Origin of the sequence: Streptomyces sp. NPDC048483, from assembly GCF_040651455.1 — a bacterium.
Classification (GTDB): Bacteria; Actinomycetota; Actinomycetes; order Streptomycetales; family Streptomycetaceae; genus Streptomyces.
Genome location: NZ_JBEZJZ010000105.1, coordinates 15,339 through 29,451, shown reverse-complemented (window position 1 = coordinate 29,451; position 14,113 = coordinate 15,339). Strand labels below are relative to the sequence as shown.

The window sequence follows — 14,113 nt, the reverse complement described above, 5'->3', positions numbered from 1 at the left end:
GGCGCCTCACGACTCCCTCCACCCCCTCACCCGTACACCCGCAGGCTGAACAGGAACCGAAGGAACTACAGGGCGGTGCGCTCGCTTCCTCGGCATCACGGTCGCTCCTTGGTCGGGGTCGGGTCCATGGCGGGCAGCTTCTCCAGGCGGTCGGCCGCGGCGACGGCGCCGCCCGCCGCGGCGAAGGACGCCTGGATGCGGCGCGCCGCGCTGCGGTGCGCCGGGTTGTCGAGTACGGCGGCCAGGGCGTGGCGCAGCTCGTCCGTACGGGCCCGGCCGAACCGCACCCGTACGCCGGCGCCGGCCTCGGTCACCTGACGGGCCACGATCGGCTGGTCGTCCCGGACCGGCGCCACGACCAGTGGCAGCCCGTGGGCGAGCGCCTCGCACACGGTGTTGTGGCCGCCGTGGCACAGCACGGCGTCGAGGTGCGGCAGCAGCTGGAGCTGGGGGACGTACTCCTGGTGCAGCACATTCGGCGGGAGGGTCCCGGTGAGGTCGCCGGGGGCGGCCAGGATCACCTGCGCCCGGTCCGCGAGGGCCTCCGCGGCGCACAGCACCGCGGGGTAGAAGCGGGCGCCCGCCTCACGGTTGAGGGTGCCCAGCGAGACGAGGACGCGGGGCCGGCCGGGGTCCAGGCGGCGCCAGGGGAAGTCGCCGGCGGGCGGGCGGTGGCCGAAGGCGGGCCCGACGAAAGCGAATTCCGCACCTCCGCTTTCCGGCCCCCGCCCCCACCCCCCGCCACCCTGCCCTCCCCCCTTCGGGGGGAGGGCAGGGTGGGGGCGGGGGAGGGTGTGCGGGTGGGGTGGGGGGACCGCCGGCGAAGCGCCCGAGAGCTCCGGCGACCCCCCGATGAGCTCCCGCGTAGAGAAGACCACCACCAGATACGGCGAGAACCGCGGGTCCCAGCCGCCCGGCGCGCCGCAGTCCGCCAGCAGCGCCGCGATCCGCTCCGCCACCCACTCCCCCACCTTCGGGAAGCCCTCGAAGGGCCGGGTGAACTCCGCCGAGGTGGTCGCCGACGTCACCCACGGCAGACCGCGCCGCCGCGCCACCAGCGGCCCGGCGAAAGCCTGCTGATCGGCCACCAGCACATCGGGCCCGAACGCCTCGACCGCCGCGTCCACCCCGGGCAGCATCGCGTGGGCGAGCGGGATCAGGGCCTCCTCCCACAGGAAGCGCAGGGCCGCCACGCCGCGCAGATCGCGCCAGCGTGCGTGCAGGACGTCATAGCCGTCGGCCGCGCCCCGGTCGCCCGCCGAGTGGAGCAGGGCGCCCGGCGGGAGCAGCGGCGCGAGGGCCGCGGCGGGCCCGGCCCAGGCGACCTGGTGACCGCGGGCGGTGAGTTCGGCGGCGACCGCGAGCGTGGGGTTGACGTGCCCGGCCAGCGGCGGGACGACGAACAGGGCCCTCATCCGGCCACCGCCCCGGCCATGGCGCCGAGCCGTCCCAGCACCGCGTCGCGCAGCCCTTCGGTGGCCTCCTTGAGCACCGTGTGCCCCACGCCGGGCAGCACGGCCAGTTCGCAGTCGGGTGCGTGGCGCGCCAACTCCCTTGCGCCGGGCAGGAGTTCGGAGTGTTCTCCGTATACGGCGAGGACCGGGCGGCGCAACCGGGCGAAGTCGCGGGCGGTGAAGGCGGGGGCCGCGGCGATGTCCTCGATGAGGGTGGTGCGGTTGAGCAGAGCGTCGGCGCCGGCGGTCAGCCGGGCCTCCTTGCGGCGGCCGAGGGAGGCGAGCTGCTCGGGTATCCGGCCGTCCTCGAGGCCGAGGGCGGCCACGGAGAGGGTGTCGGTCATGTCCTCGACCCACTCGCCGGTCAGATGGGCGTCGATCAGGACGAGCGAGGCGACCAGGTCGGGACGGACGAGCGCGGTGTGCAGGGCGAGGGCGCCGCCGTAGCTGTTGCCGATCAGATGGATTGGACTGCGGTCGAGGCCGAGCGCGGCGAGCAGCGCGGCGAGGTCGGCGACGGCGGTGTCCCTGTCGTAGCCGGTGGGCGGGCGGTCGCTGCGGCCGTGTCCGCGCTGGTCGTAGAGGAGCACAGGGTGGCCGGCGCGGGCGACGGGGCCCGCGAGGGTGACGTAGAAGCTCGAGAGGTTGTCCATCACGAGCCCGTGGAGGAAGACGACGGTGGGAGCGTCGCCGTGGCCGGGGAGTTGCTGGGTGTGCAGACGCAGCCGGCCTGCGCGGGTGAGGGTCATGGCGCGCTCAGCCCGTGTAGGCCGGGCCGGCCGCGGTGACCCGGTCGATGTGGGCGGCGAGTTCGCCGACGGTCATGGCCAGGATCTGGTCGATGTCCTTCTCCGCGAGGAAGCCGAGGAGGTCCACCTCGGTGCCGTAGCGCCGTTGCAGCAGCTCGGCGAGGGCGACGAACTCGATGCTCTCCAGCGCCAGATCGTCGTTGAAGGTGGTCGCCGGGGTGATGGCGCCGACGACGAGGAGTTCCTCGCCGGCGACGCTCACCAGCATGTCGGTGATCTCGTCCAGGATCCGGCGGATGCGTTCGGGGCGAGGGTCAGCTGCCATGGGTGGCCTCCGTGGGAGTGAGGGTGGGGGTGCCCGTACGGTCCTGGGGCCGTGGGCCGGTCCAGGCGACGACGTGGTGCGCGGACCGGTCGTGGACGGAGTCGAGGTGGACGGTGCGGGTGTGGCCGTACGGGGACGTCGCGTGGAATGCGCCGCCCGGTGCCGGCGTCACGCTCCACTCCTGGGGGCGGCCCCCCGGACCGCCGTCGGCCGCCTGTGCCGCGGCCTGCTTGGCGCACCACAGGGCGGTGGGCCAGTACGCCCGGCCGGAGCCGACGTCCTGCCCGGCGAGGTCGTCCGCCAGGCGGCGTTCGGCCGGGGTGAGGGCGAGGCGTTCCAGGGCGCGGGCCTCGTCGGTGACGGTCTCGAGGGCGATGCCCACCGGACCCGTCCGGTGGGCCAGGGCGACGGCGATCCGGTCCCGGTGCGCGAGCGCGAGGTGGATGCCGTCGGCGAGCGGGCCCGCCGGGCGCGGGCGGCCGTGCGGGTCGTCGGCGACGGCGACCTCGGCCGGGAAGACGGGCCCGGCGCCGGACTCCCACAGCAGCTCGCGCACCGCGTCCTTGGCCGCGATCCGGCCCAGCAGCCAGGCCGCGCGGGTGCGGGGCGCGCACCGCTCGTAGTGGGCGCGTTCGGCGGCGTCGAGATAGCGGCGCATGACCAGCTCCTGCGAGGCCGGGTCCGACCAGCGGCGCCGGGCCAGGCACCAGCCGCCGGGCCGGGGTTCGCCGATGCCGCACACCTCCGGGGTGAACTTCATCGGCCACACCCGCTCATCGGCCCCGAACCGCCGGTATGTCCAGCCCTCCAGCCGCGCCCACACGCCCCCGTCGGCGCCGCGCAGCTCCACATCGCCGCGCACCGAGCCGGGCCGGACCTCGCGGATGCGGGCGGTGGCCGTCAGCAGCGCGCCCGCGCGGGGCGGCGGCCCGTAGAGCAGTACGCGGTCCAGGGTCGCCGGGAAGACCAGCCGGTCGCCGGTCAGCTTCAGCTGCATCCAGTGGCCGAGGAGCTGGCCCGCGGCGTCCAGGAGGGCGCCGGGCGCGGGGAGGGCGCGCAGGGCGCCGCGGATGCCGTCGGCGGCGAGCGTGCCGATCTCGTGGACGCCGGCGAACTGCGGGCCGTGGAACATCCACCGGTCCCGGTAGAGGGCCTCGGCGCTGACGGGCGCAGGTCCGCCGGACGTCAGCGCCGAGGCGTCGGGGGGCGGCGGAGCCGGGTGGTGTGCCGCGAGGTGGACGGTGACGGTGGCGTAGTCGCCGAGGGCCACCCGGACGCGGCCGTCCTCGGCGGGGGTGGCGGTGACGGCGAGGTCGACGGGCGGGGCGACGGGGAGCCAGCGCAGGGCCCGTACGTCGGACCAGCCGATGACGGTGAGGCCGGGCCGGGCCTCGTGGGCGGCCTCGGCGGCCAGTTCCAGCAGGGTGGTCATGGGGACGACGGGGAAGCGGTCGGCGGGCTCGGGCCAGTTGTCGGGCTGGAGGTAGACGCAGTGGTCGCGGACGTACGGCAGGGTGTCGAGGGAGAGGCGGCGGGTGGTGTGGCGGGGGGTGGTGTGGCGGGGGGTGGTGTGGCGGGGGCCGGTTCGCGGTGCGGCCGGGGTGGCCGCGGCGGTGACCTGCTGCGTCGCGGCGGTGGTGGCGGCGAGGACCGCGTCCAGGGCCTGCCGGACGGGATCGGCGTCCGGCGGCTGGGGGTGCGGGAGCGGGTGGTCGGCGGGTGTGTGGAGTGCGAGGGGCGGCGCCGTGTCGCCGAGGCGGACCAGCGGCGAGCCGAGGTCGAGGCGGACCACCGGCCCGCCGCCGGTGCCGCGCGGCAGGATCCGGTCCCAGCGAGGGTTGAGCCCCTCGGCCCACAACGCGGCGGCCATCCGCCGCAGTTGGGCCATACCGTCACGGCGGGTGTCGGCGACGGCGACGGCGAGATGGTCCCGCCCGTGCAGGGTGTCGCCCACAAAGCCGGTGAGGCTGCCGGCGCCGGCCTGGACGAAGCCGCGGACCCCCCTCTCGTACAGGCGCCGGGTCAGCTCCTGGAAGCGGACCGGTTCCAGGAGGTGGCGCAGCACCAACCGGCGTACGGCAGAAGCTTCTTCGGGGAAGGGGGTGGCGGTGGTGGCCGACCATACGGGCAGCTGTGGGGCCTGTAGCGGGAGGGCGTCGAAGGCGGCACCGGTCTGATCGAGGTAGGGCGCCCACATCGGTGTGTGGAAGCCGGAGCGGAACGGCATCTCCTGGGACCGGATGCCCTGGGCTGCGAGTCTGCGCCCGGCCTCGGTCACCTGCCGGGGATCGCCGCAGATCACCGACTGGTGGGGACAGTTGTCGTGGCTGAGCGCGACCCGGTCCAGGCCGTCGAGCGCCGCGGCCGCCTGTTCGGCGCCGCAGCCCAGGGCGGCGTAGACGAGGTCGGGTACGGCGAGGGAGCCGGGCCGCAGCGAGTCGAGGAAGGTGTCCACGGCCCGCGGCGGATACATTCCGGCGACCACCATGGCGGTCCACTCGCCGAGACTGTGGCCGCTCAACAGATCGGGTTCCAGGCCGAGTTCGCGCACGGCGCGGGCGAGGAGCCGGCCGACGGCGAGGGTGTCGACGGCTCGCTCGATCAGGCCGCTGCCGCCGGTGACCCGCGGCCGGGGCAGCGCCAGGTGGTCGGCGATGTCGTCCACGCGGGGCGCCGGCTCCGCCTCCAGCCCGGGGAAGAGCAGCGCCAGCCGCGCCCCCGGCTCCTTGGCGTACGGCCCGAAGAGGGGGCTCGGGGTGAACCACACGTCACCGCGGCCGCGCCAGGGCAGCCCGCGGGCGAGGATCCTGGCGGCCAGGGCGCGGCGCTGCGGGGTGGGGTCGAGGAGGGCGAGGCGGCAGGGGGCGTCGTCGGGAGCGGGCCCGCGCTCCCCCGCGTCGCGCAGCGCTTCGGCCAGTGCGCCGGGGGTGGGTGCGGCGAGCAGGACGGTCCGCTCGGGCTCCGTCACCCGCGGCGGGAGCGGCGCCGCCGGACTTCCCCGCCGCCCTGGTGCCTCCTCCAGGATCGCGTGCGCGTTGATTCCGCCGAACCCGAAGGCGTTGACGCCCGCCCGCAGGGGTGTCCGCCCGCCGTCCCAGGGCTCGGCCGCGGTGACCGGACGCATACGGGTGTGCGCCAGGCCCTCGTGCGGTTCGTCCAGGTGCAGGGTCGGTGGCAGGGTCCGGTGGTGGACGGCGAGGGCGGCCTTGATCAGCCCGGCGATGCCGGCGGCCTGCATGGTGTGGCCGAGCATCGACTTCACCGAGCCGAGGCCGATGGGTGTGCCGCGGTCCGCTCCGGGAGGTCCGAACACCCTGGCAAGGGTGGTGAGTTCGGCCGCATCGCCGACCGGGGTCCCGGTTCCGTGCGCCTCCAGCAGCCCGATCGCCGAGGGCCGTGCGGGGTCGAGGCCTGCGCCGCGCCACGCCCGCGTCAAGGCCCCTACCTGTCCGTCGACCTGAGGGCTCATCAGGCTCGAGGCACGCCCGTCGCCCGCCACGCCCACGCCCCGCAGGACCGCATAGACCCGGTCCCCGTCCCGCTCGGCGTCGGCCAGCCGTTTGAGCAGCACGACCCCCGTGCCTTCCGAGAGCAGGGTGCCGTCGGCCCGGCGGTCGAAGGGGCGGATGTGCTGGGTGGGGCTGAGCGCGCGCAGCTGGGTGAAGACGCTCCACAGGGTGGCGATATGGCAGTGGTGCACGGCCCCGGCGGCGACGAGGTCGCAGCGGCCGGCGGCCAGCAGGCCGACGGCCTGGTCCACGGCCAGCAGCGAGGAGGCGCAGGCGGCGTCGAGGGTGTAGGCGGGGCCGCGGAAGTCCAGCCGGTTGGCGGTGCGGGCGGCGGTGAAGCTGGGCACCAGGCCGATGGAGGCGTCCGGCTGTTCGGGGCCGAGGCTCGCCTGGAAGGCGTCCCGTACGGCGGCGATCCTCGACTCCCCCAGTTCCGGGGCGAGTTCACGCAGGCTGAGGGCGAGTTGATGGGCCGTGCGGACCCGCTGGTCGAGCCGGGCGGTGGCCACGCCCATGAAGCCGCCGCGGCCGAGGATGATGCCGATACGGGAGCGGTCGGCGGGCAGCCGGTCCGGGCCGCCCGCGTCGGCGACGGCGTCGGAGACGGCGCGCAGGGCGAGCAGCTGGTCGGGCTCGGCGCCCGCGACGGCGGCGGGCATGATGCCGAAGCGGGTCGGGTCGAAGGCGGCCGGATCGTCCAGGAAGCCGCCGCGCCGGCAGTAGAAGCGGTCGCTGCGGGCGGGGCCCTCGGCGCCCTGTGGGTCGTAGTAGACCTCCGGGTCCCAGCGGCCGGGCGGCACGTCGCCGACGCAGTCCGTACCGGCCGAGAGATTGCGCCAGTACGCGGCGAGATCGACGGCGCCGGGGAAGACCGCCCCCATCCCGACGATGGCGGCGTCCGTGGGCCGCGGTCCGGTCTCACTCATCTGCCGCCACCTCCGCTGCCAGGACCACCTGGGAGGCGGTGCCGCGGGCCAGCTCGTCCAGGAGGGCGGCCACCGCGGCATCGGGGTCCAGGAGCGGGATGCCGCGGCGGGCGTAGGCGCGCTCCAGCTCCGGGGTGACCATGCCGCCGCCGGTGGCCGCCCACGGTCCCCAGTCGACGGCGAGGACGCGGCCGGGCATGTGGGCCGACCAGGCGGCCGCGAGGGTGTCCAGGGCGTCGTTGGCGGCGGCGTAGTCGGCCTGGCCACGGTTGCCGAACACCCCGGCGACGCTGCCGAAGAGGACGGTGAAGCCGGTGTCGTCGCCGGCGGCCGCGAGCAGATGGCGGGCGCCGTCGACCTTGGTGGCGAAGACCCGCGCGAACGAGTCCGGGTCCTTGTCGCGCAGCAGCTTGTCCTCCAGGGTGCCCGCGCCGTGCACGATGCCGTCGAGGCGGCCGTGCCGGGCCCTGATGTCGTCCACCACGGCCCGTACGGCGGCTGCGTCGGTGACCTCGGCCGCGTGGTAGCGGACGGAGGCGGCGAGCGGTGCGAGGGCGGCCAGCGTGCCGGTGATCTCTCGCCGGGCCAGGATCGCGGTGGCCGCGGCCTCGATCTCGGCAGGCCGGCGCAGCCCCTGGGCGATCAGGGCGGCGCGCAGGGCGATGCGGTCGTGGGCGTGCGCGAGCGCCGGGTCCTCCGGGGGCCCGTCCAGGGGCGTACGGCCGAGGAGTTCGATATGGCAGCCGTGGGCGCGGGCCAGGGCGAGGGCCGTACGGGCGGTGATGCCGCGGGCGCCGCCGGTCAGCAGGACCACGGAGCCGGGGCCGAGCGGCGCGGTGGCGGCGCGGTCGCCGGGCAGCGGTGCGGGGACGGTACGCAGGGTGGTCCGCGTCCCGTTGGTGCGGCCCACCACGACCGGTTCGCCGGGGGCGCACAGTTCGGCGAGGAGGTGGGCGGCGATGCGTTCGGGGCGGTCCTTGGGGTCGATGTCGACGGCGCGGACCAGGACGTCGGGGTATTCGAGGGCGGCGGTACGGGCGAAGCCGCGCAGCCCCGCGCCCGGACAGGGGTCTCCCCTGCGCATGGGGGTCCCCCCTGTTCGAGCGGAGTCGAGAACTTGGGGGAGGAGTTGAGAGCTTGGGGAAGGGTCCAGGGCGTCCTCGGTGGCGGGCTGCCCGAAGGTGCCGCCGGCCGCGGTGGCCAGCAGCAGCCAGCGGGCCCCGCCGGTCAGGGCGGTGCGCAACCCGGCGTACTGTCCGGGCAGTACGGCGCCGCGGCCCGCCCGCAGCGCGCTGAGGTCCACCACTCCCGCCGCACTGACCTCGGCCAGGCGCTCGGCGGGGACGGTGCGCACCCGCGCGCCGTGGCTCTCCAGCAGCGCGGTGAGGGCGAGCGCCACGCCCTGCCCGTCCTCCACCACGGCGAAGTCGCTGCCCGCCACGACCTCGGCGGGCGGCCGGCTCGCGGGCGGGCCGAGCGGGGCGACCTCGACCAGGTAGCGGGTGGGGGGCCGTACGGAGGCGGGCGCGGCGGAGGGCTCGGGGGCGGGCTCGGGGGCGGCCCGCACCGGCGCGGGCTCGGGGGTGCTCGGTTCGTGGAGGATCGGTTCGGGCTCGGGCTCGGGCCGGGCGGCGGTGATCCACTCCACGATGCCGCTGATGGTCTTCACCTTCGCCAGCTGCTCCACCGCCGACTCCATGGCGCCGTCCGCGTCCCGCGGCAGCCCGATCCGGTCGGCCAGCGCGCCGATGATCTCCACGCGTTTGATGGAGTCCACCGAGAGGTCGGCCTCCAGGTCGAGCCCGGCGTCGAGCATCTCGCGCGGGTAGCCGGTCCGGGTGTGGATGATGTCCCGTACGGTGTCGAGGAGCCCGCCGGACGTCGGACGTTCTTCCTCCCTGGGTGGCTCGGCCCCGGATTCCGCCCCGGCGGTATCCGGTTGCGGCGCGCCGGTCCGCTCCCGTACGGGCTCGGGCGGCGCCGCCGTCTCCCCCAGGTACCGCAGTACGACGTCCCGTTGGGCGGTCACCAGCTCGCGCGCGCCGCGCAGATACTCCAGCACGGCGGCATCGCGATCGGAGCCCGTGCCACTCGCGGCCGGCACCTCCACCCGCCGCGCCGGACGCAGGCCGCCCGGCAGGCAGGCGCCGTCGGCGGTACGGACCAGGTGCCCGTCGACCAGCCATCCCGGACGGCGTGGTGCGGTGGCGGGCAGCGGCTGCGTGCGCCCGCGGAACAGCGCCTCCGGGTCGATCGGGACCCCGGCCGCGGCCAGCCGGCCCAGTACGTGCGGCAGCCGGGCCAGTCCGGGCTCGCCCGGTACGTCCAACGCGACGGCGGTGTGCGGGCGTTCGCCCAGAATGCGGCCGACGAGTCCGGTGAGCACCCGGCCGGGCCCGGCCTCCACGAAGGTGCGCACCCCGGCGGCGTACATGTCCTCGATCTGCTCCATGAAGCGGACCGGCTCGGCGACCTGCCCCGCCAGGGTGGCCCGTACCGCGGACGCTTCGGGGTGGTACGGGCGCGCGGTGGCGCCGGACCAGACCGGGAACGCGGGGGCGGACACCTGGGTCGCGGCCAGTTCGGCGGCCAACTCCTGCTGTGCACCGTTGAGTTGGGGACTGTGGAAGGCGCAGGCGACCGACAGGCGGCGGGCCTCGACGCCCGCCGTATCCAGCGCCGCCACGGCCGCTTCCACCGCATCGGTGGGCCCCGAGATCACGCTCTGCTCGGGCGCATTGTGGTTGGCGACGACGACGCCGGTGCCGCCGGTCAGGTCCCGTACGCGGTCCGGACCGGCCACCACCGCGGCCATCGCTCCGGGGTCGTCCCCGGCGGCCCCGAGGATCGCCTCGGCGCGGCGGGTGCTGAGCCGGAGCAGCGCCTCGGTGCCGTAGGCGCCCGCCGCCCACAGGGCGGTCAGCTCGCCGTAGGAGTGGCCCGCCGCGCAGTCGGGGCGGACGCCGAGCGTGGTGAGCAGCCGGTGGGCGGCGGCCGAGGCGAGGCCGAGGGCCGGCTGGGCGATGCGGGTGTCGGTGAGGGCGGCGTGCTGGGCGGTGCGCTGTTCGGCGGTGAAGGCGGTGGGCGGGTACATGGCCGCGACCACGTCCTGGACGGCGCCGTCCAGGAGGGTGCGAAGCGTGGGAAAGGCGAGGAACAACTCGCCCAGCATTCCGGTGCGTTGGCTGCCCTGGCCGGGGAAGAGGAAGGCGACCAGACCGGGGTCGGCGGCCTCCTCGCGTATGTGGACGCCGTCGGTGGCGGTGAACCGCCGGGCCGCTTCCAGCTTGGCGGCGAGATCGTCGAGGTTCTCGGCGACGACGCACACCTGGAGGGCCGGGCCGTCCGCCGCCGCGCACTCGGCGGCCAGGTCGCGCAGCGGCCACGGCCGCCCGGCCGTGTCGTTGTCCGCCAGCCGCGCGGCGAGCCGCTCGATGGCCCGTACGGCCGCGGGCCGGTCGGCGCCGCGGAAGCAGAACAGTTCGGCGGGCCAGTCCTCCAGGGCGTGGGCGGGCTCCGGGGCGTCGGCGTAACCGGCAAGCACCGCATGGTAGTTGGTGCCGCCGAAGCCGAAGGCGCTCACCCCGGCGATGCGGCGCCCGGCGGCAACCGGCCAGGGCCGGGCGGCGCCGACGGCCTCGAAGCGGAACGGCCCGCAGTCCGATTCCGGCCGGGTCAGATGGAGGGTCGGCGGCCGGACCCCGGCATGCACGGCGCGCGCGGCCTTGATGAGACCGGCCAGGCCGGCCGCGCATTTGGTGTGCCCGATCTGCGATTTGACCGAGCCCAGGGTGCAGCCGCCGGGTGCTGCTCCGGCGGCGGTGAACAGGTCGGTGAGGACGGCGAGTTCGGTGGCGTCGCCGACGACGGTTCCGGTGCCGTGGGCTTCGAGGAGGCCGACCTCGGCGGGGCTGACTCCGGCCCGCCGGTAGGCGCGTTCGAGGGCGCGGCGCTGCCCCTCGGGCCGGGGCGCGGTCAGTCCGAGGGACCGCCCGTCGCTGGAGGTGCCGACGGCTTTGACGACCGCATAGACCCGGTCGCCGTCGCGTTCGGCGTCCTCGAGGCGTTTGAGGACCAGGCAGCCGACGCCCTCGCCGAGGGCGATACCGTCGGCCGCCGCGTCGAAGGGACGGCAGCGGCCGGTGGGCGACAGGGCGCGTACGGACGCGAACATCAGGTAGTCGTTGATGCCGTTGTGCACATCGGCGCCGCCGCACAGGGCCATATCGCTGTCGCCGTCGCGGAGTTGGCGGCAGGCCAGGTCGAGCGCGGCGAGCGAGGAGGCGCAGGCGGCGTCGATGGTGCAGTTGGCGCCGCCGAGGTCGAGGCGGCTCGCGATGCGCCCGGCGATGACGTTGGCGAGGACGCCGGGGAAGGAGTCCTCGGTCAGGCGGGGCAGTTCGGCGTCGAGGGCGGGCGGCAGGTCTCCCAGGTAGGCGGGGTGCAGCGCGCGCAGGCCGTAGGCGCCGGCGAGTTCGGTGCCGGCCTCGGCGCCGAAGACGACGCTGGTGCGGGCGCGGTCGAAGTCGCGGTCGGCGTATCCGGCGTCGGCGAGGGCCTTGGCGGCCGTGTCGAGGGCGAGCAGCTGCACCGGTTCGATGCCGGTGAGGGAGGCCGGGGGGATGCCGTGGGCGAGGGCGTCGAAGGGGACGGCGGGCAGGAAGCCGCCCCAGCGCGAGGGGGTGCGCTCGCCCGCCCGCGCGGGGTCCGGGTCGTGGTAGGTGGCGGCATCCCAGCGCTCGGCGGGCACTTCGGTGACGGAGTCGGCACCGGTGACGATGTTCGACCAGAAGCGGGCGGTGTCGGGTGCGCCCGGATAGCAGCAGGCCATGCCGACGATGGCGATGTCCAGCGGCGAGGCCTGCTGCCGCGGGGGCTCCTCGGGCCGGAAGCTCTCCGCCCGCGCCGCGAGCAGCGCCGTCGCGTCCTCGGTCACCGCGGTGTGCAGTGCGGCGACGGTGGTGGTGGCGCTGCGGGTGGTGGCGGCCTGGCCCAGCATGAACAGGCCCTCGCGCAGCTGCTCCGGCTCCCCCACCGGCGCCGGCCCGCCGTCCGTATGGCGCAGGCCCTTGCTGGCGATCCGCAGCCGGCCGAGGTTGCGCCGCTCCAGGTCCTCCCAGCGGGCACGCGGGTCGCTGCCGTCCGCCGCCAGGCGCCGCTCGGCGGCCGCGAACTCCTCGGCGTAGGCGGTGTCGGCGCAGCGTGTGGCATGGCCCGGCGCGGTGTGCAGCAGGACGGTCCGGTCGCAGGCCAGCGCCGTGTCCTGGAAGGCGGGGAGGACAGCGCCGGTGGCGACGGCCTCCTCGGTGAAGAGGTAGGCGGTGCCCATCAGGACGCCGATCCGGGCGCCGCGTTCGGCCAGCGGGGCGGCGGCCGCCGCGGCCATGGCGGCCGAGCGGGCGTCGTGGATGCCGCCGGCGAAGAGGATGTCCAGCTCCTCGGCCGTTCCGTGGTGCGTCCGGTCGTGGGCGAGCAGCCGTTCGGTCTGTTCCTCCCACAGCGGGAAGCTGGCCCGGGGGCCGATGTGGCCGCCGCACTCCTGCCCCTCGAAGACGAATCTGCGGGCGCCTTCGTCGAGGTAGCGCTCGAGCAGGCCGGGTGAGGGGACATGGAGGTAGGTCCGGGTGCCGGCGGCCTCCAGGGGTGCGGCCTGGGCGGGCCGGCCGCCGGCAATGATGGCGTACTCGGGGGCGAACTCGGCGACGGCGGCGAGCTGTTCACGCCGTAGCTCGGGTGGCGCGAAGCCGAGCAGGCCGACGCCCCAGGGCCGGTCGCCCAGCCGCTCGGCGGTCTCGGCCAGCAGCCGGCGCACCTGGGTGCCGTCCATCACGGCGAGCGCGAGAAAGGGCAGCCCGCCCTCGGCGGCCACCGCGGCGGCGAACGCGGCCTCGTCGCTGACCCGGGTCATCGGGCCCTGGGCGACGGGCAGATGGCGGCCTTCGGGGCGGGGCGCGAGCGGGCGGGCGCGCGCGGCCGCTGCGAGGTGATGGGTGACGGCGGCCCGTACGGCCTGGACGATGCCGCCGGTGGTGCGGTGGCGGGCGGCGAGCCGGGCGGCGAAGGCGCCGTCCTGGCCGACGGGGAGCGGGCCGGCCGGCAGGTCCGGGCGGGTGAGGACGCGGCGGCCCGCGACGAGCGTGGGCTCGCTGCCGTCCATCGTCCGCAGGACGGCGGCGACCGCCCGGGGCAGCCGTTCCTCGCCCTCGGTGGTCAGGGCCAGCTGGGAGTCGAGCAGCACGCCGGCCGCGCCGCCGGCGACGGCCGCGGCGGCGCTGTGCGGGCCGATGCCCCCGGCGGCGAGGACCGGGATGTTCACGGCAGGGTCGGCCAGGACGCGCTGGAGCAGGACGCAGGTGGTGAGGTCGCCCACCCGGCCGCCCGCTTCATGGCCGCGGACGACCAGCGCGGTGACTCCGGCGGCGCTCGCGGCCGCGGCTTCCTCGGGGGTGGTGGCCTCGGCCCAGACGCGGCGGCGGCCGCCGTCGGCCCAGTCGGGGGCCGCGGCGTAGGCCTCGGGGTCGGCGAGCAGCACGGTGTCGACCGCGTCGGGCAGTTCGGCGGGGGTGATCTGGCACCCCACCGGTATGCGCACGCCGTGCGGGCGGACCGTGCGGGCGAGCGCCTCGCGCGCCCGTCCGGCGTTGCGGCCGAGGTCCAACAGGCCGAGCGCACCGGCGCGTTCGGCCGCCGTGACGATCCGTTCGGCGGGTTCCTCGAACGGCGAGAGCGCCACGACGAGATCGCGTCCCGCGGCGGGGGGCGGGCCGGGGCGGGGAGAGAGGGGGAGAGGGGGCCGGGGGACCACGGGCGCTCCTTCTGCTGCCTGGGGGCGGACACACGCTTACCACTGCCACCTGCGGTAACCAGCGGTAGCCCCGCTGATGCCGCGTTGCATCGTGGATCCGCCCATGTGGAGTGTCAACGGCCGTGGTGCACACCGCAGTTGAATTCGGACGGCGGCAAAGTGGCGGCCCGGCACGGACTCTGGGCCCGGCGTCCCGCCCCCGACCTGCACACCTGTCCCCCGCGCCGCCCGCGTCCGGGTGCCACCGCACGCTCCCCCGCCGCCCCGGCCCATGCCCGAACGGCATTGCTTAGGTGCCGACCCGGTCTTGCCCCGGCCACGCGCAGTCATCGCGCGGCCACCGTG

Annotated in this window: 5 protein-coding genes; all 5 read right to left on the bottom strand. The window is 76.2% G+C overall.

What is annotated here, in order from left to right:
• Nucleotides 1-95: 95 nt before the first annotated feature.
• The 5 genes from AB0D04_RS34705 to AB0D04_RS34685 are packed head-to-tail and all read right to left on the bottom strand — an operon-like array spanning nt 96 to nt 13,768.
• On the bottom strand, nt 96-1,415 hold the full coding sequence (locus tag AB0D04_RS34705; RefSeq protein WP_362711370.1) for a glycosyltransferase: 1,320 nt from the start codon (nt 1,413-1,415) through the stop codon (nt 96-98).
• Nucleotides 1,412-2,203, bottom strand: coding sequence for an alpha/beta fold hydrolase (locus AB0D04_RS34700; protein WP_362711369.1), 792 nt, complete (start codon nt 2,201-2,203; stop codon nt 1,412-1,414). Before AB0D04_RS34700 ends, AB0D04_RS34705 begins: the two co-directional genes overlap by 4 nt.
• Nucleotides 2,204-2,210: 7 nt before the next feature.
• Entirely contained in the window at nt 2,211-2,528 is a 318-nt protein-coding gene (locus AB0D04_RS34695; protein ID WP_362711368.1) for an acyl carrier protein, read from the bottom strand.
• Nucleotides 2,518-6,963, bottom strand: a complete 4,446-nt coding sequence (locus AB0D04_RS34690) for a beta-ketoacyl synthase N-terminal-like domain-containing protein (RefSeq protein WP_362711367.1) — start codon at nt 6,961-6,963, stop codon at nt 2,518-2,520. Before AB0D04_RS34690 ends, AB0D04_RS34695 begins: the two co-directional genes overlap by 11 nt.
• Nucleotides 6,956-13,768, bottom strand: a complete 6,813-nt coding sequence (locus AB0D04_RS34685) for an SDR family NAD(P)-dependent oxidoreductase (RefSeq protein WP_362711366.1) — start codon at nt 13,766-13,768, stop codon at nt 6,956-6,958. Before AB0D04_RS34685 ends, AB0D04_RS34690 begins: the two co-directional genes overlap by 8 nt.
• Nucleotides 13,769-14,113: the final 345 nt, after the last annotated feature.